We start from the raw sequence: 22,955 nt of genomic DNA, 5'->3' as shown, positions 1-22,955 counted from the left end.
GCGGCGGGCGCCGGTCATGCTCGCCCGCCGCCTGCTGCATTACTCGATCAAACCGAGATTGAGGCCCGCAATCTTCTGCAGCGCAGCCTCGCCGGACGCGATGCTGTTGCGGAAGATGCCGCGGTTGATGCCGACGAGGCCGCCGAAAGTCTGGCTCGACGACCCGTTGACCCGCCCGCTTGCGGCAGCGCGCTCGACGAGCCCCGCATTCAGGCCGACCAGGCCGCCGAGCGTCGCGCAGTAACCGGCGCTGACCGTCCCCGACGCCGACGCGTCGCGCACCGTGCCGAGGTTTTCGCCTGCGAACCCGCCCACCGTGCTCGACGAGCCGCCCGTCACGTTACCGGTGGCCGATGCGGCCTCGATCGTGCCGAACCGCGTGTTGGCACCGGCGAACCCGCCCACCGACGCACTGGTGCCGGCCGACACGTCGCCGCTCGCATCGACGTCGGCCAATTCGGCCTCGTTGCTGCCGACGAAGCCGCCCGTCTTGCTGTAGCTACCGCCCGTCGTCTTGCCGCGTGCGACCGCGTGAGCAATCCGGCCGCCGAGATGACTGCCGACGAACCCGCCATTGGCACCCTGGCCGCCCGTTACCGCGCCATGCGCTTCCGCCATGTCGATGAACGCGTTGTCGCCGAGGTTGATGCCGACGAAACCGCCCGTCGAACCCGCCGATGCGCTCGAGACGGCGCCCAGCGCCCGGCTGTCGGCCACCTTGCCCTGGTTCAGCCCGACGAAGCCGCCGACTGCCTGCGCGTATCGGCCGTCCACTACACCGCTCGCGCTCGAACCGGTGATCGCGCCGGTATTGTTGCCGACGAATCCGCCTGCCGTGCCGCTCGAGCCGCCCGTCACGCGCCCCAGCGCCGATCCGTCGACGATCGTGCCGAGCAGGTTCGAACCCACGAGTCCGCCGACATTCACGTCGGCGAGATACGCGCCGGATGTGGTGCCGCGACTCGTCGAGCGCAGGATTTCACCTCCCCGGTTCACGCCGACGAGACCGCCGATCGACGCGCGGTTCGAGGAACCACCGGAAACGGTCGCGTTGGACTCGCTGTCGGACACGATGCCGGCAGACCGATCCAGTTGGTTCTCACCGACCAGCCCGCCGACGGCATTCGACATGCCGTTGCCCGTTACCGATCCCGAAAACGATGCCCGGGAAAGCTCGCCGCTATTGATGCCGACCAGACCACCCAGCGCATTGCTGCGGCTGGCGCCGGCACTCACCTGCATGTCCGTCGCGGTCACGTTCGAGATCGTGCCGGCGTTTTCGCCCACCAGCCCGCCGATGGCCACCGGACCGACGCCCGACGCAGCGCTGACACGCAACGACTTCAGGTTGAGGTTGGCCAGCGTGCCGATGTTGCGGCCGAACAGCCCGGCATACGCATCGCTGCTCGCGATGGAGAGATTGCTGATCGTGTTGCCGAGGCCGTCGAACACGCCGGCGAACGGCGTGACCGAACCGATGGTCTTGAACGCGGTACCGTAATAGGAACCGGCGATGGTGTTGCCGAGCACGTACAGCCCGTTGAGATTCGCATTGATAGCCTGCAGTTGCTGCAGATTCTGGATCACGGTATAGCGATAGCCGTTCGACTCGAAACCGGCGCCGGCCCCCGACAACGTCACGGCCGCACCGCCCGCGAGCGAGTGCGCGACACCGTAGTCGAGCGTCAGCAGCGCGTTCGCGCCGGTCAACGCAATCGGGGCCGCGATCCGCACGTTCTGCTTCGCGTCGATGGCCACACGCGCATTCGCGCCCGTCGCGCGCAGCGCGCCGTTGACCGACACGTCGCCCTGCCGGCTGGCCAGCGTCAACCGGTTGCCGCTGGCCCACGTCACCGGCCCGTCGACCGACAGTTGTCCGCGTCCGGCGACCAGTTCGACATCGGTGGTCGCGAGATTGCGCGACAGCGTATCGGCCACGATCGTACCCGGCTGGTTGGCACCCGCCTTGACCGACACATCGGACGACGCGATGCGCCAGGTGCCGACGCGCCCGTTGGTCGCGCGCGTGTCGACCATCGCGCCGAGCGCCACCTTCACGTCGGCGCCGCGGGTTTCGACCGTGCCGCCGTTGCCCGGCGCCGTTGCGCTCGCGTTCAGCACGCCCGCGACGTTAACGGTGCCGGCGTCGTGACCGTCCAGCGAAATTCGGCCCGCGGCATTCCTGAGCGTGCGCGCCTCGATGACGCCCTGGTTGTTGACCACCGTGCGCAGCAGCGTATCGGCGGTCTTCGCGCTCATCAGCACCTGCCCGCCGTCGGCCCTCAGCAACTGCTCGTTGCTGACCAGCGCGTTGACGATCCCCTGGTCGATCTGCACGCTGAGCAGCTTGCTGCCGTCGAAGTTCAGCGTGGCGTCGCTGCCCGCACCCAGCGCGACGGTGCCCATCTGCGCCTGGACGATCCCCTTGTTGACGACTTTCGCGCCAAGCAGCGCGATCCCGCCGCCGTCGGCCGCCACGAGATTGCCAAAGTTCTGGACTTCGCTCGGAGACTGGCCGGAAAACCGGTAGCGGCCCGCGTCGAAGTCTTCGTTCCTGATATCCAGCGTCGTCGCCACCAGGCCGCCGACATTGACCTGCGCGTTCTTGCCGAACAGGATGCCGTTCGGGTTGACGAGGAACACGCGGCCGTTCGCGTCGAGACTGCCGTGGATTGCGCTGCCGTCCTGGCCGACGACCCGGTTCAGTGCGATCGATGCCGCGGACGGCTGGTTGAACGTGACGCGCTGCCCTTTGTCGATGTTGAACGTTTGCCAGTCCGTCACCAGCTTGTCGCTATGCTGGTTGACCGACATCTGCTGCCCGTTGTCGTAACGGTGAATATCGCCCTTCCCCGAGATGATCTTCTCGCCTGTCGGCAGCGCATGCACGGACGTCGTCGCGCCGCCGGCGAGCAGCGCCAGCACCGCGACGACACGTGCGCGCGTCGCGGACTTGCCATGCCGGCGCACCCGTTCGCCAGCGACCTGCCACTCGCCCTGCGCGTCGTTCCAGATCAAAGAATAGGTCTTGTTCACTTTCGTTTTTCCTTGTTGTGGTTGAATCCCTGCCGATGCCCGCGGCAGGACGGGTACTACAAGCCTTCACGCGTCATCGGTCACGGCGGCGCGAGCCGCGCCCGGTATTCGTGCGTCGCGCCGCCGTCGTCGACGGCATCGAACACGATCTCGCCCGGCCCCGCGCCGGCCTGCATGCCGATCGGAATCTCTGCCCGGCCGAATGGCGCGACATCCACCGCCGTGTTCGCCGGCACCGCACGCTCGCCGTTGAGCAAGATGCGCGTCAGCGTCACGTAGTACGGCGTAGGATTGAGCGCGACAATCGACGCCGCGCCGGTGCCGGCATGTGTCCATGCGAGCCGGTTCGGCGCGTCGTCCGAATCGCCGTCGAGACCGGGCGGTCGAACCAGCAGCTTCATCCTGAGCCGGTATGCGATGCGCAGCGCGTGATCGCCCGCCGGCGCGGCCGGCGGTACTTCGAGCAGGTTGATCCAGTAACAGGACTCATGGTCGGCGGCGAAACCGCCGCCGACCGACTGCACACGGATCGACAGCGGTTGCCCCGGATCGAGCCGAGCAAGCGGCGGCACGACGACGAACGGCACGCGCAAGCGGCTCGGGTCGGCGTTCGCATCGCCATCGTCGAGCCAGGCCTGGACGAGAATGGGTGCGTCCCCGCCGTTGCGCGCGAAGATCGTCAGTGCGCGCGCATCGCCCGGATAAACGAAGCGGGTACCGGTCACGGACAACGCCGCGTCGCACCGGACCGTTCCGAAGCTCGCGACGCAGGCCAGCGCCGCCGCGCGCGCGATGCGGCCGGCACCGGGACATCCACGCAAACGGCGCGGCAACGTGTAAACGACGGAAGCGAAGCGAGACGCCAATCGATGCATCGGGCTAGCGCTCCGCGATACGGCCGGCCGACGCTCCAGCCGCCGCCGGCACCACCGTCGCCGCGCGGCAAACGCCGGACAGCGTCACATAGCCGCTTCCCGAACGCTGCGCAGCCGGCACCGCGTAATCGATCACGCACTGCTGATCCGTGCGCGTACCCCATTCGACGCGAATCCGGCCGTCGTCCGCGGCACTGCGCACGAACAGGCGGCTGCCCTGCCCGACCACGCCGAGCGCCTCACCGGTACCCGCGTCGAGCGCGCGCGCGGCGAACGGCAGCGGCCGACCGTCGTCGGTCTGCGCGTCGATCAGCAGCGCGCGCGCCTTCAGCGTGTCGTAAGACAGCATCACGATCGAACCCGAGCGCGGCGCCACGCTGTGCGACACGGTTTTCAGTTCGACATCCTCGGGCACATCCTTCGGATCGATGTCGATCTTGTTGAGCTGATACGGAATGAGGCTCGGCACGATCGCGTAACCGAAGCGGTCGACGCGTGCGCTCGTGTTCGCAACCAGTGCGCCGCGTGCGTTCGGCGCGTGCACGATACCGATGGTCTCGCTCAGGGCGGGTGCCGGTGTCAGGCCGCCGGGGTGCAGCACCAGGCCGCCCGTTGCGCTCACCGACGCCTGCTGGTAGTCGCGCCCGATGCCGAGACTCGCCGACAGGGACACGGCCGGCCTCTGATAGCCGACGCCGAAACTGCCCGACGACGCCCGGTTGTTGCCGTCGTAGCTCGACGACAACGAATACGATCCGTCGTTGCGCTCGCCGAAACGGCCCGCGAGGCTCGCCGTCGCGCTGATGCCGTAACTGCTGTCGTGCGTCATGAGCGTACTGAAGATCGGGGCGCGCCGTATGTTGCGCCCCAGCGGAACCGATACGTTCAGGCTCACGAGCGTGCTGCCCGCATCGCCGCCTGACGACGGTACCCGTGCGGACAGGTTGCGCACGCGCTGCACCGATGCAGTCAACGTGGCGTCGCGCCATTGCGTGCTGTATCCGAGCGTGAAGCTGAGCGACTGTCCGCCTCCCGCCCAGTAGCTGAGCGCCGATCCGTTCGCATAGAGGTTGCCAGTCCGACCGATTTGCTGACTCACGTTGAGATCGACCCGATTGCGCAGCCGCGAAAACGACGCGGCGCCCTGCTCGCCGCGGCCGTTCAGCAACAACGCGTCGCGCAGACCGAGATAGCCTTTCGTCGAATAGCGATACGCAAGCAGCGAAAAGTTCGTGCCGCTGTTCGGCAGGTTCTTGCTGTACGACACACGGATACTCGAGCCGGTCAGGCGCTCGCTGCCTGGCGGCTGGGTCCGTGCGATCGTGACGTCCGCCGCGAAGCCGCCGACCGACGTATTGAGCGCGACGCCCATCAGCACCGACTGGTAGCGGTTCGCGAACGCGGCGCCGCCATAGGCCGTCACTGCGTTGCTGAGCCCGCGCTGCAAGGTGAACTGGCCGACGTACTGCGTGCCGATGTCGCCGCCGAGTTCGATCGCCTGCCCCGCCATCGCGCTGAACCGCGTGCTGCCGGGACGCAGCAGCTGGACCGTCGTCGCGAACGGAACCACGAAGCTGCGCGTTTCGCCGTTGGCCTCGGTCACCGTCACGTTCAGATCACCGCCGTAGCTCATCGCCTGCAGGTTGTCGATCGCGAACGGCCCGGGCGCGACGGTCGTCTCGTGAACGAGATAGCCGCGCTGGTAGATCGATACCTTGGCATTCGACTGCGCGACGCCGCGCACGACCGGCGCGTAGTAGCGCTGCTCGTCGGGCAGCATCCGGTCGTCGCTCGCGAGCTGTACGCCGCGAAACGACACGGCGTCGAACAGCGCGCCGCTCGTCGAGCTTTCGCCGGCCAGCAGTTGCGCGTGCCAGTCGGGCAGATCGGTTTGCGCGTAGACGTAGCCACGCTGATAGTGGGCGCCGCCGCGCTGCGACCAGGTGAGGTTGCCGTTGTGGCGAATCCGGAACCGCCCGGCGCTCGCGGCCATCGAGAGGCCGGTGTAGAGCTGCGAGAATTCGTAACCGCTGGAACGCGTCGTGAACACGCTGGCGTTGTAGTTCAGCCACGCGGCCGGCACGCCGTTCGTCCAGTTCGCCGGATCGACGTAGGTACTCTGGCTGGCGAGCCGCATGTAGAACTGCGGCACCGTCAGATACAGCTTCTGCTCGGCCGCATCGAACGACAGCGCGGCGCCGGGCACGTACCGGGACGGCGCATCGCAGATCGGCCCGTCGGGCATCGGATTCGGCGGCTGGCTGGCGTCCTGGCCCCGCGCGCTTCGGTCGAGGTCGACGCCGGCCCGCTGCAGCAGCGTCCGGTCGTAGCAAGGCAGCACGTCGCCACGCACGTCGTGACGGAACGTGATGTCTTCCACGCCGCGCCACTGTCCGTTGACGATCAGATCCGCACGATGCACGCCTGGCGCGACGGCATTCGGACGCCCGAACGGCGTCGTATCGATCGGTTCGCTGTCCGGGCCATGCATCAGCATCGAATCGTCGAAGTGCATCTCGCCGGCCGCCGGCGCAACCGGCGACGCGCTTGCGGCCGCGCGGCGCGCATCTTCCCGCGCGACCGGATCGATCGTATCCGCAACGGCGTTGGTGCCCGACGTTATCGCGACTGACGCGAACACGGAAGCGACCGCCAGCAGACAAGGCCGCTGCGGAAACCGCGGGGCGAGCCCCGACGCGCATGAAGATTGGAAACCTGCTGAACTACGCATGAGGATTCAGTTAATTCGCATGCCGAATCGATTATCCGAGCCGGTGTGCTGGATCGTGCCTTTTGGATGCGTTGCGTGGACAGACTGCTCAGTCGGTCAATTTTCTTGTTATCGTGCTTTGCCCGCCGTAGTCGTCGATGGTCACGAAGCGCACGGCCGTCGGGCGATGCGACTGCGCGGCGGCGCCCTGCAACGGGAAGCGCTGAGAGCCGAACGGTGCGACCATCCCGCCACCGGCCGGGATGAACGTGCCGCCTACGTCACCTTCGACCATCCCGAACGACACGTAATACGGCGTCGGATTGGAAACCTCGAGCGATATCTGCTGTCCGCCCGCGTGCGACGCGTCGGCGAAAACCTTCCAGACCAGTTTGTCCTGAGCCGTTTCGACGTCGTTCGCGAGCGACGAGGGCCGGTAAAACATCTTGATGCGGGTTCGGAAGGCGAAGCGCAGCCGGTTGTCCGCGTCCGGTTGTACCGTCGGCACTTCGAGCACGTTCAGCCAGAACACCGACTCACGGTCGACAGGCAACTGCGCCTGCATGTTCGTAATGCGCAACACGGCGCCCCTCCCCGCCTCGACGCGCACCAGTGCCGGCGCAACCACGAATGGCGTGCGCATCTGTTCGGGCGGAACGTCGGCGCGACCGTCGTCGATCCAGCTCTGCGCGAGAACGGGTTCGGAACCGGAGTTTTCCATCCGAACCGTCACGTCCCGAGCGCGCTCGGGAAATATCACCCGGGTGCCGTCCAGCAAAAGCGCCGCCTGCGCCAGCGTGACACAGGTGGCCCACGCCATGACACCGGCCACGACTTGTAAATAAGGATAACGAATTGACAAGGTCATGACGTGGAACGGAAAATGTACCGATCAGTGGTAAGCGAGCATATAGCGAATGAACGAGTTGCCCGAACCGGTCTTGATTGCATCCGGCGCGGCCGTCGACACGTACGACGCCGCATAGGTCAGGGTCGCGGTGTTGTTCGCGATGGTCGCGACCTGGGCATCCGCGATGTTCTGCGGCTTGCCGAGCGTGATCTTGCCGTTCTTTCCGTTACCCGCGTCGCTGATCTGAATCTCGACGCCTTCCGCCGGCTTGGTGCCGATGAGCTTCAGGTTGCCGGTCGCCGGATTGATGTTGACCGACACCGGGTCGAAATCGATCACGACCTTCGTGCCGTTGGTACAGCCCGTATTGCCGCCGATAGCGAGTTTGAACGTGACGGGCGCCGACGTCGCCCCGATGTTGTTGAAGGTGCTCGGGCTGATGCGATCGCCGAGTTGCACTTCTGTCCGGTTGCCGGACCCGGGCGCTTCGCCATTGATGTTGCAGGTGACGTCGGAGATGCTGCCGTAGAAATCGAGCTGGCCGTCGAATGCGTGGGAAACCGACGGCACCAGTGCGACGCTCGCGATACCCGCTGCAACGCAACCCCGAAGCAGATTCATTTTCATCGTTGAATTCCTCTAAAAATGGACGATTTTTCTCGGAAAAAACCGATCGATACGCGGGCCGACTGCCCGCGACACGGATCGGATCGCCTTATTCCGGAATACCGGATGATTCCATCCGAAAAAATGACGACCGAGCCATTTTATTTACCCAAACGATTTCCCGATATCGTACGAGTAAGAAATATCGGAACCATTTGTTCATTCGGAAGAAATTAGAATGACTGCGCCGAGTCGATAGCCGCGCGCGCGGGCGAGGTCACGACTCTCTGCGCGTGGCGGCCGGATCACGCGCACGGTGCTCGAGGCGGCTTCCAGTCGCGGCCGGACAGGCAGTCCTGTCGGCACTTTCATCGCGGAACGCGCAAAGCTATCAAAAAAATCATCACATTCATCAATAAAGACAACAATTGATTATCTTGAAATTCGATTAATCAAGGATGTCCTATTGATGAAGATGGAAAATTTGACAAATCGTATAACCGAGCGCACCTCCTCTCGGTCATTCGACCCATGAGTTAGCTGTGCATATGGCATATTGACAATCTGAATTCGCGTTTCGTACCAGGGCATCATTACGAGCCCCATTTCTTCGCGCGACCGCATCGACACAGATATCGTTACGAACTTGTCCCAAACGCATCGTTCCGGGCCGACATCCACCGTTTCTCGCCCGGCACCGGACGCTGCACGCAAAAAAACGCCCGCTGCAAGCAGCGGGCGCGAATCCCAGTCAAGGAGGTGTCACACGAACTACAGGTTCAGGATAAAAGGATCGCCGGCCGGCGACAACGAACGGATCGCCATATCGATATCGCGCGCGCGGCGATACGCTTGCACGGGTTTGCACGAACGTGGCCGGTCCGCAACCGCAAAAAAAACGGCGCCCCGCCGCAATGGCGGGACGCCGCTGGTGGCGCGCCGGGCTGCGCCGGCCGAATGGTCGGGCAGCGCCGCCCGCGATCACGGCTCGTGACGCAGATACCCTTCCTTGCTCGGATCGCGCATCCGCCACGACACGATCAGCGAGATCGCGCACAGCACGGTCACGTACCAGTAGAAGGTTTCCTCGCTGCCGATCGACTTGAACCACAGCGCGACGTACTCGGCCGAGCCGCCGAAGATCGCGTTCGCGACCGCGTACGACAAACCGACGCCCATCGCGCGCACTTCCGGCGGAAACATCTCGGCCTTGATCAGCCCGCTGATCGACGTGTAGAAGCTGACGATCGCAAGCGCGACCGTGATCAGCACGAACGCGGCCACCGGGCTCGTCACGTCCTTCAGCGCATGCATCAGCGGCACCGTGCCGATCACCGCGAACGAGCCGAACAGGATCATCGACGTGCGGCGGCCGATCCGGTCGGACAGCGCACCGAACACCGGCTGCATCAGCATGTAGACGAGCAGCGCGACGGTCATCACGTTGCTGGCCGTCTTCGCATGCATGCCGGCCGTGTTCACCAGGTACTTCTGCATGTACGTCGTGAACGTGTAGAAGATCAGCGAGCCGCCGGCCGTGAAGCCGACCACCGTGAAGAACGCGCCCTTGTGCTGCCACACGCCGCGGATCGTGCCCGCGTCTTTCTTGTCGCGCGACGCGGTCGTCGACGTCTCGTCGAGCGACTTGCGCAGGTACAGCGAGATCAGCGCGGCCGCCGCGCCGACCACGAACGGAATGCGCCAGCCCCACGCCTTCAGGTCGTCGGCCGACAGCGTCTGCTGCAGGATCACGAGCACGAGCAGCGCGCACAGCTGGCCGCCGATCAGCGTCACGTACTGGAACGACGCGAAGAAGCCGCGGCGGCCCTTCAGCGCCACCTCGCTCATGTAGGTCGCGCTGGTGCCGTACTCGCCGCCCACCGACAGCCCCTGGAACAGCCGCGCGACCAGCAGCAGCGCCGGTGCGAGCGCGCCGATCTGCGCATAGGTCGGCAGCACCGCGATCACGAGCGAGCCGCCGCACATCATCAGCACCGAGATCATCATCGCGTTGCGGCGGCCGTGGCGGTCGGCGATGCGGCCGAACAGCCAGCCGCCGATCGGACGCATCAGGAAGCCGGCCGCGAACACGCCCGCCGTGTTCAGCAGTTGGGTCGTCGTGTTGCCGCTCGGGAAAAACGCCGGCGCGAAGTACAGCGCGCAGAACGAGTAGATGTAGAAGTCGAACCACTCGACGAGGTTGCCCGACGAGGCGCCGACGATGGCGAACACGCGCCGCCGGGTGTCGTGCGCGGACAGCGCAGCTTGGTCGGTCTGGACGTCCATGGATTGGTCAGTTCCTTTTAGTGCTTTCTGGGCGAGACGGCCGGGGCCGCCGCGTGCGGTCGCACGTGGCACCGGTTCCGGTGCACGGCGCTACGGGATTTTAGCGAAATGTAAAGTAACGGGCTCTCCGGGTTCGTCCTGATGTAGAAAATTTTTCTCCTATCACGCGTTCGTCATATGAAAACGCCAGCCCGAGGCTGGCGTCCGATGCAAACTTTGCGCGGTCGACGTTCAGATTCGTACCTCCGGCGGCACGTAGCGGCACTCGTAGCGCTTGCGCACGGTGCCGGCCTCGTCGACGCTTTCCAGGAACACGTCGAACTGCCAGAGCCGCGCCATGTGCTTGAGCACCTCGTCGCTGTCGTTCGACAGGTGACGGTTGTCGGTCATGAAGTGGCGCAGCGTGAGGCTGCGGTCGCCGCGCGTGTTCACCGCCCACACCTGGATGTTCGGCTCGCGGTGATGGATGTCGTACTGCCGCGACAGCGCCTGCCGCACGTACTGGTAGCCTGAATCGTCGTGGATCGCCGACACCTCGAGCGAATCGCGCATGTCGTCGTCGAGCACCGAGAAGAGCCGCATGTCGCGGATCAGGCTCGGCGACAGGTACTGCGCGATGAAGCTTTCGTCCTTGAAGTTGCGCATCGCGTAGTGCATCGCCGGCAGCCACGGCGTGCCCGCGATCTCCGGAAACCACTTGTAGTCCTCTTCCGTCGGCGCTTCGCAGATCCGCCGGATGTCGCTCATCATCGAGAAGCCGAGCGCATACGGGTTGATGCCGCTGTAGTACGGCTTCGTGACGGGCGGCTGATAGACCACGTTGCTGTGCGAATGCAGGAATTCCATCATGAAGCCGTCTTCCAGCTTCCCCTGGTTGTACAGCGTGTTCAGCAGCGTGTAGTGCCAGAAGGTCGCCCAGCCTTCGTTCATTACCTGCGTCTGCCGCTGCGGGTAGAAATACTGGCCGATCTTGCGCACGATGCGGATCACTTCCCGCTCCCACGGTTCGAGCAGCGGCGCATTCTTCTCCGCGAAATACAGCAGGTTCTCCTGCGGCTCGGGCGGATAGCGGTCGTCCAGCTCTTCCGTCAGTTCAGGCTTCTTGCCCGGCAGCGTGCGCCACAGTTCGTTCACCTGCGACTGCAGGTATGCCTCGCGCTCGCGCCGCAGTGCCGCTTCCTTCGACAGCGACGGCTTCTGCGGCCGCTTGTAGCGGTCGACGCCGTAGTTCATCAGCGCATGGCACGAATCGAGCAGTTCCTCGACCCGATCGAGGCCGTAGCGCTCCTCGCATTCCGCGACGTAGTTCTTCGCGTACACGAGGTAGTCGATGATCGCGTGCGCGTCGGTCCACAACCGGAACAGGTAGTTGCCCTTGAAGAACGAGTTGTGTCCGTACGCCGCGTGCGCGATGACGAGCGCCTGCATCGTCATCGTGTTCTCTTCCATCAGGTACGCGATGCACGGGTTCGAGTTGATGACGATTTCGTAGGCGAGCCCCATCTGGCCGCGACGGTAGCTCTTCTCGGTCGACAGGAAGTGCTTGCCGAACGACCAGTGACGGTAGTTGACGGGCATCCCGACCGACGCGTACGCGTCCATCATCTGCTCGGCGCTGATCAGTTCGAGCTGGATCGGGTAGATGTCGAGCTCGTATTGTTCGGCGACCTGCGAGATGTGCGTGTCGTATTCCTCGAGCAGTTCGAACGTCCAGTCGGACGGGCACGGCAGCGGCTTGCGTTCGGCAACGTTCATACGCGCTTCCTTTTGCCCGGCAGCGGGCAAGTCGGCGGCCGGCGGCGGCTCGGCCTGCCCGCGTTGCTGCGATGCGGCAGGACCGGCCTTGTCGTCGCCGGAAGGGCGCGGCGCATAGCCGCGCGACTCGTTGTGCAGATGGCGGGTCGTCATGACATTTCCACCTGCTTTTCGAACAATTCGCGAAACACCGGGTAGATGTCGGCAGCCGATTCCACTTTTTTCATCGCGAGATGCGGCTGCGACAACGCCAGTTGCGCGTATTCCAGCCACAGATTCTGCTCTTCCGGCGCGACCTGGATATACGCGAAGTAACGCGTCTTCGTGAGGATATCCTCTTCCAGGATTTTGCGACACTTGGGCGAATCGTCAGTCCAGTTGTCGCCGTCGGACGCCTGCGCGCCGTAGATGTTCCACTCGGTCGGCGAGTAGCGCTCGTTCATCACCTTGCGCATCAGTTCGAGCGCACTCGACACCACCGTGCCGCCGCTTTCGGTCGAATGGAAGAAGGTGTCTTCGTCCACTTCCTCGGCGCGCGTGTGGTGACGGATGAACACGACCTCGATGCGCTCGTAGTTGCGCTTGAGGAACAGGTACAGCAGGATGAAGAAGCGCTTCGACAGATCCTTGCGCTGCTCGTCCATCGAGCCCGACACGTCCATCAGGCAGAACATCACGGCCTGGCTCGACGGTTGCGGCTGCTTCACGCGGTTGATGTAGCGCAGGTCGAACGGATCGATGAACGGAATCCGCCAGATGCGCCCCTTCAGGTGGTGAATTTCGGCCTCGAGCACCGCGATTTCCGCGCGCCGGTCTTCCGGATCGCCCTTCATCGCCTCGAGCTGCGCTTCGAGCTCGCGCAGCTCGTTGACGAGCGGCGAACCGAGCGCGATGCGTCGCCCGAGCGCGCTGCGCAGCGAACGCACGACGTCGATGTTGTTCGGCGTGCCCTCCGCCGACCAGCCCGCGCGCACGTTCTTCCAGCTCGGCACCGTCAGCAGGTGCGTCTTCACGAGGCGCGGCAGTTCGAGATCGTCGAAGAAGTACTGCATGAACTCGTCGCGCGACAGCTCGAACACGAAGTCGTCCTGCCCTTCGCCCTCGTTGCTCGCCTGACTGCCTCCGCCGCCCGAGCCGCCCTGCGGACGCGGAATCTTGTCGCCGCGCACGTAGTCCTCGTTGCCGGGGTGCACGTATTCACGACGTCCGCCCGGCCCGTGCCGGAAGTTCGGCTCCGCGATGTCCTTGCGCGGAATCGTGATGCTTTGCGTGCTCTGGATATCCTTGATGCTACGGTCGCGCACCGCGTCCGACACGGCACGACGAATGTAGTTCTTGACGCGACGCAGAAAGCGTTCGCGGTTGGCGATGCTCTTGTTCTTGCCGGCCAGCCTGCGGTCGATGATTTGATGAAGCACTCCCGGTCTCCCGCTCGAAAGTCGATATGCCGGGACGCTCGCCGCACATGCCGTCTGCCGTCATGCGGGCGGCGTCTCTGAAAGCGCCCGCACGGCGAGGCCGTACGGGCGCGGTACCGCGCGCGTCATGACGACTTGCGCACGCGCAGGTACCAGTCGCAAAGCAGCCTCACCTGCTTCGGCGTATAGCCCTTCGCGACCATCCGGTTCACAAAGTCCTCATGCTTGCGCTGCTCCTCCGCCGAACCCTTGGCGTTGAATGAAATCACCGGCAACAGTTCCTCGGTGTTCGAGAACATCTTCTTCTCGATCACGACGCGCAACTTCTCGTAGCTCGTCCACACGGGGTTCTTGCCGGCATTCGCCGCCCGCGCACGCAACACGAAGTTCACGATCTCGTTGCGGTAATCCTTCGGATTACTGATGCCGGCCGGCTTCTCGATCTTCTCCAGCTCCGCGTTCAGCGCGGCGCGGTCGAAGCTCTCGCCCGTGTCGTGATCGCGAAATTCCTGGTCCTGGATCCAGAAGTCCGCATACGTGACGTAGCGGTCGAAGATGTTCTGCCCGTACTCCGAATACGATTCGAGGTAGGCCGTCTGGATCTCCTTGCCGATGAATTCCGCGTAGCGCGACGCGAGCACGTCCTTCACGAACGACAGGTACTTCTGCTCGGTTTCCGGCGGGAACTGCTCGCGTTCGATCTGCTGTTCGAGCACGTACATCAGGTGCACGGGGTTGGCCGCGACCTCGCTCGAATCGAAGTTGAACACGCGCGACAGGATCTTGAACGCGAAGCGTGTCGACACGCCCGTCATCCCTTCGTCCACGCCCGCGTAGTCGCGGTATTCCTGGTACGACTTCGCCTTCGGATCGGTGTCCTTGAGATTCTCGCCGTCGTACACCTGCATCTTCGAGAACAGGCTCGAATTCTCCGGCTCGTGCAGGCGCGACAGCACCGAGAACTGCGACATCATCTTCAGCGTGCCCGGCGCGCAGACGGCTTCGGCCAGCGACGAGTTGCGGATCAGCTTCTCGTAGATCTTGGTCTCTTCCGATACGCGCAGGCAGTACGGCACCTTCACGACGAAGATCCGGTCGAGCAGTGCCTCGTTGTTGCGGTTGTTGCGGAACGCCTTCCACTCCGACTCGTTCGAGTGCGCGAGGATGATCCCGTCGAACGGAATCGCGCCGAAGCCCTCGGTGCCCTTGAAGTTGCCTTCCTGCGTCGCGGTGAGCAGCGGATGCAGCACCTTGATCGGCGCCTTGAACATTTCGACGAATTCGAGCAGGCCCTGGTTCGCGAGGCACAGGCCGCCCGAGTAGCTGTACGCGTCGGCGTCGTCCTGCGCATACTGTTCGAGCTTGCGGATATCGACCTTGCCGACCAGCGACGAGATGTCCTGGTTGTTCTCGTCGCCCGGCTCCGTCTTCGCGATGCCGACCTGCCGCAGAATCGACGGATAACGACGCACCACGCGGAACTGGCGGATGTCGCCGTTGTATTCGTGCAGGCGCTTGACGGCCCACGGACTCAGGATGTTCTTCAGGTAGCGGCGCGGAATGCCGTACTGTTCCTCGAGGATCGGGCCGTCCTCGTCGTAGTCGAACAGCCCGAGCGGCGATTCGTTGACGGGCGAGCCCTTCAGCGAATAGAACGGCACGCGCTCCATCAGCTGCTTCAGACGCTCGGCGATCGACGACTTGCCGCCGCCCACCGGGCCGAGCAGATAGAGGATCTGCTTCTTCTCTTCGAGCCCTTGCGCAGCGTGGCGGAAATACGCGACCACCTGCTCGATCACTTCCTCCATTCCGTAGAACTCCCGGAAGGCGGGATAGACCTTGATGACCTTGTTCGCAAAGATCCGCGACAGGCGCGGATCGTTACGGGTGTCGATGTGTTCAGGTTCCCCGATTGCTTCCAGCATGCGTTCACCCGCGGTCGCATACGCGGATGGATCGTTCTTGCAGAGCGCGAGATACTCCTCCAGCGAGAGCTCTTCCTCTCGGGTTTTTTCGAAGCGGTTCGCGAAGCTGCTGTAAATATCCATGCTACCTCCCTCGCCTGAGTCTGAAGACGTGCCTGCCTTCGTACGACTGCGCAGAAGCAAGCGCGTTCGAATTCATCCTAAACCCTTTCTTATTTTTTTTCACGAACTCTTCGTATGAAGTTCGTCATTCTCGACAACACCGCTTGGACAACGCATTTCGTCGTTTTACAATCATTGCCCCGAGCCGCAGAAACTGCATCCGCCGCGTCTCGTCGAACAACGGAACGTCTTGTGCGTTGGACACATTCGACGTCGTCACTTCCCCCCTCATCCCTATACGTTCGAGCGGTCGAATGCGACGACACGTTGCGCGCACCGTTACAAATTTTTTTCGCAGCGCCCTTACGGAGATACCCGTACCACGAATGCGGGAAATTCACGCGCCGCCGTGCGCGCCGTCCGCGAATGCCGGGCACGCGATGCACGCGACGTTTCACGCAGCACCATTCATGCGCATCGCCTGTCACATTTCCCCGCCGCCCAAACGACGACGCCCGCATGTCGCGGGCGTCGTTCGTCACCAAATGGGGATAGATGCGCGGCACGCGCGACTTAGAACGTCTCCCAGTCGTCCGCGCCGGCGGTAGCGGCGGCCTGCGCAGGCGCGGCGACGGGCTTGCGCACCGGCGCCGCCGCGACCGCGCGTTTCGGCGGGGCATCGCGCTCGTCGCGCGCGACGGGCTGCGCAGGCACGGCAACCGCCGCGGACGGAGCACGCGGCGCGTGACGCGCCGCAACCTGCGCGGCGCCGCCCGGGCGCGACGTGTCGTCGTCGAGCTGGAACACCGCTGCCGTTTCACGCAGGCGCCCGGCCTGCTCGTCGAGCGACTGCGCGGCCGCCGCGGCTTCCTCGACGAGCGCCGCGTTCTGCTGCGTGACCTCGTCCATCTGCGCGACCGCGCGCGCCACCTGGTCGATCCCGCCGCTCTGCTCCTCGGACGCCGCCGCGATCTCGCCCATGATGTCCGTCACGCGCTGCACCGCACCGATCACGTCGCTCATCGTGCGGCCTGCTTCGTCGACCAGCGTGGAACCCGACCGGATGCGCGCCACCGACGCGTCGATCAGCACCTTGATCTCCTTGGCCGCGGCCGACGACCGCTGGGCCAGGCTGCGCACCTCGCCCGCGACGACCGCGAAACCGCGGCCTTCCTCGCCGGCCCGCGCGGCTTCGACCGCCGCATTCAGCGCAAGAATGTTGGTCTGGAACGCGATTCCCTCGATGATCGCGATGATGTCCGCGATCTTCGCCGAACTGTCGTTGATCTCGCCCATCGTGCCGACCACCTGGCCGACCACCGTATTGCCCTTGTTTGCAATCTCCGACGCATTCGCGGCCAGCGCACTCGCCTGGCGTGCATTGTCCGCGTTCTGTTTCACGGTGCCCGTCAGCTGTTCCATGCTCGACGCGGTTTCCTGCAGCGCCGCGGCCTGCTCCTCGGTGCGCGACGACAGGTCGATGTTGCCGGCCGCGATCTGGCGCGCGGCCGTCGCGATCGACTCGCTGCCGCCGCGCACGGTGCGCACCGTGTCGACGAGCCCGCGCTGCATCTTGCCGAGGCCCGCGAGAAGCCGGCCCATCTCGTCGTGCCGGTCCACGACGATCGGCCGGCGCAGGTCTCCGGCGGCAATCGCGTCGAAATGCGCGAGCGCGTCGGCAATCGGGCGGCCGATCGCACGGCTCAGCGTCAGCCACGACGCTACCGCCGCGCCGAAGCCGGCCAGCAGCGCGACGATCGCCAGCACGCGCAGCGTCTCGTACACCGATTCCGCGTGATCGAAGCTCGTTTGCGCATCGCTGAACTGGAAGTTGCGCAGCGCCTCGCTCGCCGTCGCGAGGTCGTTGTAGCGCACCTGGAGCTGCTTCGCGCCGTCGCCGATCCGGTCGGCCTGATTCGTCCCGATCACGTTGCCGAACGCGTCGCACTGGGCCTGCAACGCCTGCCGCTTCGCGGCGACGTCCTGGGCGATCCGGTCTTCCTCCGCGCCGCGCGGCAGCGCGAGGTATTTCTGCCACCACGCGTCGGACTGCGCGCGCATCATGCGGCTTCGCTCGACGGCGGCAGCCGCATCGGGCGTGCCGGCCAGCAGCGCCGCACGGTCGAGCGCGAGGCGCTCGCGTGCGGCGTAGATCTCGGCCACCGACACGTCGACCGCGCTCGGCATCTGGTTCGTGAAAAGTTCGCGCGTCGTCTCGTTCGCACGCGTCATGCCGTACACGCCGAGCCCGCCGATCACCGCCAGGAGCACCGCCAGAAACGCCATCGTGAAACCGATGCGCGCACGAATCGTCAGGTTCTTGAACACCATCATCCTTCCTGTGTTGCGTCGTGATGGACGGGACCGGCCCGCCGCTTAGAAGCATGGCTGCTTCCGATGCATTTACGACCATGCCCCGCACAACTTGATGGTGTTTCCGCTATTTTTTCGAATTATTCGTCTGTTTATTACAAATAGCTGAACGAAAATGCACACTTCGGCGCGCGCCCGCAGCGGCGTGACGGAAGGTTCGCCGCGACGGCGGACGCCGCGCAGACACGGCCGGCCGTCGCGTGCGACGGTCGGCCACGACGCTTGAAAGGGATCTATTCGGCTTATTCCGACTCTTCGGCCAGTTCGGCGAGCGTCGGAATCGAAGGCTGCGCGCCTGCCCGCGTGACCGACAGCGCCGCCGCGCGTTGCGCGAAGCGGATCGCTGCGTCGACGTCCGCGCCGGCCGCGAGCCGCGCGGAAAAACCGCCGATGAAGGTATCGCCGGCCGCCGTCGTGTCGACGGCCTGCACGGCCGGCGCCGGATAATGCCGCGCCGCACCATCGGCCGTCAGCGCGAGCACGCCGCGCGCGCCCAGCGTGATCAGCACGTTGCGCGCGCCGCCCGCCTGCAGCACGCGCGCGGCGGCCTCCGCTTCCGCCGGGTCGCGCACGGGCAGCGCGGTCAGCGCAGCCGCCTCGACCTCGTTCGGGATCAGGTAATCGACGAGCGGCAGCCAGCCGTCCGGCAGCGGTGCGACGGCCGGGGCCGGATTGAGCACCACCGTGCGGCCGAGCCGATGCCCGGCCGACAGCGCCGCGAACACCGCGTCCGGCGGCGTCTCGAGCTGGCAGATCAGCACGTCGGCCGACGCGAGCGCGGCCTCGTGCCGGGCGACCGTCCCGGTCGTGACCTCGCCGTTGCCGCCCGCGACGATCACGATCGCGTTCTGGCTCGCGTCGTCGACGACGATCAGCGCGACGCCGGTCGACACCTGCGCGCTCGTCGCGAGCCCGCCGCAGTCGATCCCCTCGGCTTCGAGGCCCGCGCGCAGCGCAGCGCCGTGCGCATCGGCGCCGACGCAGCCGATCATCGCGACCTGCGCGCCGAGCCGCGCGGCGGCCACGGCCTGGTTGCCGCCCTTGCCGCCCGCCGCCTGCGCGAACGCGTGACCGGCGAGCGTTTCGCCCGGCAGCGGCAGACGCGGCGCGCGCACGACGAGATCCATGTTGAGGCTGCCGACCACCGTCACCCGGCCGGCGCCCCGCGTGCGCGCCGTCATGCGCGACCGCCGGAGGCCGGCGGCTCGCGGTAGACCGCCGTCGATTCGCGCAGCACGAGGCGCGGCGACACGACGCGGCGGCGGCTCGGCACGGCCGTCGAGCCGCCCCCGATCCGCTCGATCAGCGTCTGCGCGGCCATTTCGCCGAGCGCACGCACCGACTGGCCGACCGTCGACAGGGCCGGATACGTGTAGCGGGAAAATTCGATGTCGTCGAAACCGATGATCGAACAGTCGTCGGGCACGCGCATGCCGCGCTCGGCCGCCGCGCGCAGCGCGCCGACGCCCATCAGGTCGTTGCCCGCGAAGATCGCGCTCGGCCGCACCGATTCGAACAGCCGCGACGCCGCGTGATAACCGCCGAGGCACGAGAAATCGCTTTCCGCGATCGCGCCCGGCACGATGTCGACCCCACGCTCGGCCATCGCGCGGATGAAGCCGTGCACGCGCATCGCGCTGACCGCCGTGTCGGTCGGCCCAGTGATGCAGCCGATCTTCGCGTGCCCGAGCTCGAGCAGGTGGCGCGTCGCCAGGTACGCGCCGCGCTCGTGGTCGATCTGCACGAGATCGGCCGCGAGCCCCTCGATGTTGCGATCGACGACGACGAGCGGCGCGTGCGTATCCGCGAGCGTCTGCGCGAGCACCGCGTCCTCGCCGGCCGATGCGACGATCAGCCCGTCGATGCGCTTTTCCTGCAGCACGCGCAGGTAGTTGCGCTGCTTGACCGGATCGTCGTCCGAATTGCAGAAGAACACGCAATAGCCGTTGGCCGCGCACTGATCCTCGATGCCGCGCGCAAGCTCCGCGAAATACGGGTTCGTGCTGTTCGGCACGACGAGCCCGATGGTCGCCGTCGCGCGTGCCTTCAGCGAGCGCGCCACGGCCGACGGCACGTAATTCAGCTCGCGGATTGCGCCCTCGACCTTCGCACGCACATCCGCGGACACCGGCCGCGAATTGTTCACCACGTGCGAGACGGTCGTAAACGACACGCCCGCCATGGCCGCCACATCCTTGATCGTCGCCATTTCCCGTTTCTCTCTGGTCTGTTCTGTCTGTCTTTCTACCGCACGCGCGTGCGCCGGCTGCGATACGTATCGAGCACGACCGCCACCACGATCACCGCGCCGGTGATGATTCGTTTGGTCGGCTCGTTCGCGCCGATCTGCGCGAGCCCCGCAGCCAGCACGGAGATGATCAACACGCCGAAGAACGTGCTGATCACCGAGCCGCGCCCGCCCATCAGGCTCGTGCCGCCGATCACGACCGCGGCGATCACCTGCAGTTCGAGGCCGACGCCCGCGTTCGGATCGGCCGCCTCGAGCCGCGAAATCTGGAACAGCGACGCGAGCCCCGCGAGCGCGCCCATCAATGCGAATACGAGAATTTTATACGGCCGCGGGTTAACCCCCGCAAGTCGCACCGCTTCTTCGTTCGTGCCGATCCCGACGAGATAGCGTCCGAACACGGTGCGCGTCAGCACGAACTGGGCCGCGATCATCACCGCGACCGCGATCAGGAACGCCGGCGAGATGCCGAGCGCGATCGGGTTCGACAGGAAATCGAACGCGTCGCCGATGTAGGCCGTGCGCGAATTCGTCAGCTGGTACGCGAGGCCGCGCGCGGCCTCCAGCACGCCGAGCGACACGATGAACGACGGAATCCGCCAGCCGACCGTGACCGCGCCCGTCAGCGCGCCCGTGATCATCGCGACCGCGATGCCGATCAGCGCGGCCGGCAGCGGCCCCCACTGCCATTTCAGCGCGGCGACGCTGACCATCGACGCGGCCAGCGCGAGGACCGAGCCGACCGACAGGTCGATCCCGGCGATGATCAGCACGAAGGTCATCCCGACCGACATCACGACGAGATCGGGAATCTGGTTCGCGATCGTGCTGAACGTATCGTAGGTCAGGAAATGCGAGCTCAGCGTCGAAAACAGCACGATCATCGCGGCGAGCGCGCCGGCGAGCCCGAGGTAGTTCGACAGGCCGAGCCGCGTGCCGGAAAGCGTGCGCGCGCGGCGCCCCGTCACGTCCTGCTGCGCGCCTGCATCGGTCGGGGTTACGGGAGGCTGGGTCATGGCTGTGGTCCTGTCGTCGAATTGCCCGGAGCGGCGCCCGGCGCCTGCCCCGCGTCCGGATGCTGCGCGCCGGCCGCCGGCGTTTCGCGGCCGAAGCCGGCGAACGCGGCGGCCAGCAGCGCATCCTGGGTCCAGTTGCCGCGCTCGAACACCGCGGTCATGCGGCCGGCCGACATCACGCCGATCCGGTCGCAGATCAGCATCAGCTCGCGCAGGTCGCTCGATACGACGACGAGCGCGCGGCCTTCGCGGGCGAGCGCGCCCATCAAAGTGTAGATCTCGAACTTCGCGCCGACGTCGATCCCGCGGGTCGGCTCGTCGAACAGCAGCACGCCCATGTCGCGCGCGAGCCAGCGGCCGATCACGACCTTCTGCTGGTTGCCGCCCGACAGCTCGCCGACCGCCTGCGCCGCGCCGTGCGTGCGGATGCGCAGCGCGTCGATCTGCTGCTCGGCGAGCGCCGTTTCGCGCGCCCGGTCGACGATCCCGCCGCGCGCGAGCCGGTCGAGCTGGCCAAGCGATACGTTCGCGGTGATCGACTGTGTCAGCAGCAGCCCTTCGCCCTTGCGATCCTCGGTGATCAGCGCGATACCCTGCTTCACCGCCTCGACGGGCGAACCGATCCGCACCGGCTTCGGCGGCTGGCCGATCGCGATCGTCCCCGCATCCGGCGCATCCGCGCCGTAGATCAGCCGCAGCAGCTCGGTACGTCCCGCGCCGATCAGCCCCGAGATGCCGAAGATCTCGCCTGCGCGCACTTCGAGCGACACGTCGCGCACGGCCGTGCCGCGAGTCAGGCCCGACACGACGAGCCGCGGCGCGCCGATATTGCGCTCGCCGAGATCGATGTGCTCGCCGATCTCGCGCCCGACCATCAGCGTGACGAGCCCGTCGGACGTCGTCGCCGCCATGTCGCCCGCGTGCACGAGCCGGCCGTCGCGCAGCACCGCGACACGCTCGGCGACCCGCGCGAGTTCCTCGAGCCGGTGCGAGATGTAGACGATCGCGACCCCGCGCGCCTTCAGCCGGTCGATCTGCTCGAACAGCAGCTCGACTTCGCGCGCGGTCAGCATCGCGGTCGGTTCGTCGAGAATCAGCACGCGGCAGTCGCCGATCAGGTTGCGCGCGATCTCGACCATCTGCTGATGGCCGATGCCGAGCGCGCCCACCGGCGTATCGGGATCGACCGTGTCGAGCCCGACCTGCGCCATCGCGGCCCGCGCATCGTCGCGCAGCCGCGCGCGATCGATGACTCCGAAGCGCCGCGGCAGGCGGTTCAGGAACAGGTTTTCGGCGACCGTCAGGGTCGGCAGCAGGTTCAGCTCCTGCATCACCATGCGCACGCCGAGCGCCTCGGCCTGCGTGCGGCTCGCCGGTGCATACGGCTCGCCGCCGAGCAGCATCGTGCCGGCGGTCGGCTCGACGAGCCCGCCGATGATCTTCGACAGCGTGCTCTTGCCGGCGCCGTTCTCGCCCGTCAACGCAAGCGCGTGGCCCGGCTCGAGCGTCAGCGTGACGTCGGCGAGCACGGGTTCGGCATAGGTCTTGCCGATGCCGGATACGGACAGCACGGGAGCGGCTGCGCGTGAGGGTTGGAAAGTCGGGTCCATCGCGATCCTGGTTGCGGCCGCGCGCACGCGGCGCGCGGGTGTGACGCTCACAAGTGCATGTGCATGCAGTGGCCGTGATCGCGCTCACTCCGGATAACGGCCGCCGCGCCCGATTCTTGAGGGCGGCGGCCGCATCGGGGCTGCG

The 22,955-nt window shown here is 65.9% G+C and carries 14 protein-coding genes; all 14 read right to left on the bottom strand.

The window, feature by feature from the left end; genetic code table 11:
- Positions 1-39 precede the first annotated feature (39 nt).
- The 14 genes from WJ16_RS08115 to WJ16_RS08050 all read right to left on the bottom strand — a co-directional run bounded on the left by WJ16_RS08115 (position 40) and on the right by WJ16_RS08050 (position 22,810).
- Positions 40-3,036 (bottom strand): two-partner secretion domain-containing protein, encoded by a 2,997-nt coding sequence (locus WJ16_RS08115; protein ID WP_069256618.1) that lies wholly within the window; start codon positions 3,034-3,036, stop codon positions 40-42.
- An 80-nt stretch (positions 3,037-3,116) separates the two neighbouring features.
- Positions 3,117-3,761: a fimbrial biogenesis chaperone gene (locus WJ16_RS08110; RefSeq protein ID WP_236858151.1), complete on the bottom strand. Its 645-nt coding sequence runs from the start codon at positions 3,759-3,761 to the stop codon at positions 3,117-3,119.
- Between the two features lie 154 nt (positions 3,762-3,915).
- Positions 3,916-6,552, bottom strand: coding sequence for a fimbria/pilus outer membrane usher protein (locus WJ16_RS08105; RefSeq protein WP_069256616.1), 2,637 nt, complete (start codon positions 6,550-6,552; stop codon positions 3,916-3,918).
- Between the two features lie 178 nt (positions 6,553-6,730).
- Positions 6,731-7,489, bottom strand: coding sequence for a fimbrial biogenesis chaperone (locus tag WJ16_RS08100; protein WP_069256615.1), 759 nt, complete (start codon positions 7,487-7,489; stop codon positions 6,731-6,733).
- A 24-nt stretch (positions 7,490-7,513) separates the two neighbouring features.
- Positions 7,514-8,098, bottom strand: a complete 585-nt coding sequence (locus WJ16_RS08095; protein WP_069256614.1) for a fimbrial protein — start codon at positions 8,096-8,098, stop codon at positions 7,514-7,516.
- A 960-nt stretch (positions 8,099-9,058) separates the two neighbouring features.
- Positions 9,059-10,363 carry an MFS family transporter gene (locus tag WJ16_RS08090; RefSeq protein ID WP_069256613.1) on the bottom strand — a complete coding sequence of 435 codons (1,305 nt, stop codon included), beginning with the start codon at positions 10,361-10,363 and terminating at the stop codon, positions 9,059-9,061.
- Between the two features lie 231 nt (positions 10,364-10,594).
- Complete coding sequence (locus tag WJ16_RS08085) at positions 10,595-12,271, bottom strand: SpoVR family protein (RefSeq protein ID WP_069256612.1); 1,677 nt, start codon at positions 12,269-12,271, stop codon at positions 10,595-10,597.
- Positions 12,268-13,536: a YeaH/YhbH family protein gene (locus WJ16_RS08080; protein ID WP_069256611.1), complete on the bottom strand. Its 1,269-nt coding sequence runs from the start codon at positions 13,534-13,536 to the stop codon at positions 12,268-12,270. The genes WJ16_RS08085 and WJ16_RS08080 overlap by 4 nt, the downstream gene beginning before the upstream one ends.
- Positions 13,537-13,661: 125 nt before the next feature.
- Positions 13,662-15,584: a PrkA family serine protein kinase gene (locus WJ16_RS08075; protein WP_011351905.1), complete on the bottom strand. Its 1,923-nt coding sequence runs from the start codon at positions 15,582-15,584 to the stop codon at positions 13,662-13,664.
- Positions 15,585-16,136: 552 nt separating this feature from the next.
- Positions 16,137-17,894, bottom strand: a complete 1,758-nt coding sequence (locus WJ16_RS08070) for a methyl-accepting chemotaxis protein (protein ID WP_069256610.1) — start codon at positions 17,892-17,894, stop codon at positions 16,137-16,139.
- Positions 17,895-18,178: 284 nt separating this feature from the next.
- Positions 18,179-19,117 carry a ribokinase gene (gene rbsK / locus WJ16_RS08065; protein WP_069256609.1) on the bottom strand — a complete coding sequence of 313 codons (939 nt, stop codon included), beginning with the start codon at positions 19,115-19,117 and terminating at the stop codon, positions 18,179-18,181.
- Positions 19,114-20,145: a LacI family DNA-binding transcriptional regulator gene (locus WJ16_RS08060; RefSeq protein WP_069256608.1), complete on the bottom strand. Its 1,032-nt coding sequence runs from the start codon at positions 20,143-20,145 to the stop codon at positions 19,114-19,116. The genes rbsK and WJ16_RS08060 overlap by 4 nt, the downstream gene beginning before the upstream one ends.
- A 35-nt stretch (positions 20,146-20,180) precedes the next feature.
- Positions 20,181-21,200 (bottom strand): ABC transporter permease, encoded by a 1,020-nt coding sequence (locus tag WJ16_RS08055; RefSeq protein WP_069256607.1) that lies wholly within the window; start codon positions 21,198-21,200, stop codon positions 20,181-20,183.
- Complete coding sequence (locus WJ16_RS08050; RefSeq protein WP_069256606.1) at positions 21,197-22,810, bottom strand: sugar ABC transporter ATP-binding protein; 1,614 nt, start codon at positions 22,808-22,810, stop codon at positions 21,197-21,199. The genes WJ16_RS08055 and WJ16_RS08050 overlap by 4 nt, the downstream gene beginning before the upstream one ends.
- Positions 22,811-22,955: the final 145 nt, after the last annotated feature.

This window comes from Burkholderia metallica, from assembly GCF_001718555.1.
GTDB lineage: Bacteria > Pseudomonadota > Gammaproteobacteria > Burkholderiales > Burkholderiaceae > Burkholderia > Burkholderia metallica.
This window is presented reverse-complemented; position numbering and strand designations above follow the sequence as displayed.

What these genes read in the sequence shown, in the direction of transcription:
- WJ16_RS08100 (WP_069256615.1), bottom strand. Translation starts at nt 7,489, where the DNA reads ATGACCTTGTCAATTCGTTATCCTTATTTACAAGTCGTGGCCGGTGTC.
- WJ16_RS08090 (WP_069256613.1), bottom strand. Translation starts at nt 10,363, where the DNA reads ATGGACGTCCAGACCGACCAAGCTGCGCTGTCCGCGCACGACACCCGG.
- WJ16_RS08075 (WP_011351905.1), bottom strand. Translation starts at nt 15,584, where the DNA reads ATGGATATTTACAGCAGCTTCGCGAACCGCTTCGAAAAAACCCGAGAG.
- WJ16_RS08070 (WP_069256610.1), bottom strand. Translation starts at nt 17,894, where the DNA reads ATGGTGTTCAAGAACCTGACGATTCGTGCGCGCATCGGTTTCACGATG.
- WJ16_RS08055 (WP_069256607.1), bottom strand. Translation starts at nt 21,200, where the DNA reads ATGACCCAGCCTCCCGTAACCCCGACCGATGCAGGCGCGCAGCAGGAC.
- WJ16_RS08095 (WP_069256614.1), bottom strand. Translation starts at nt 8,098, where the DNA reads ATGAAAATGAATCTGCTTCGGGGTTGCGTTGCAGCGGGTATCGCGAGC.
- rbsK (WP_069256609.1), bottom strand. Translation starts at nt 19,117, where the DNA reads ATGACGGCGCGCACGCGGGGCGCCGGCCGGGTGACGGTGGTCGGCAGC.
- WJ16_RS08085 (WP_069256612.1), bottom strand. Translation starts at nt 12,271, where the DNA reads ATGACGACCCGCCATCTGCACAACGAGTCGCGCGGCTATGCGCCGCGC.
- WJ16_RS08060 (WP_069256608.1), bottom strand. Translation starts at nt 20,145, where the DNA reads ATGGCGACGATCAAGGATGTGGCGGCCATGGCGGGCGTGTCGTTTACG.
- WJ16_RS08050 (WP_069256606.1), bottom strand. Translation starts at nt 22,810, where the DNA reads ATGGACCCGACTTTCCAACCCTCACGCGCAGCCGCTCCCGTGCTGTCC.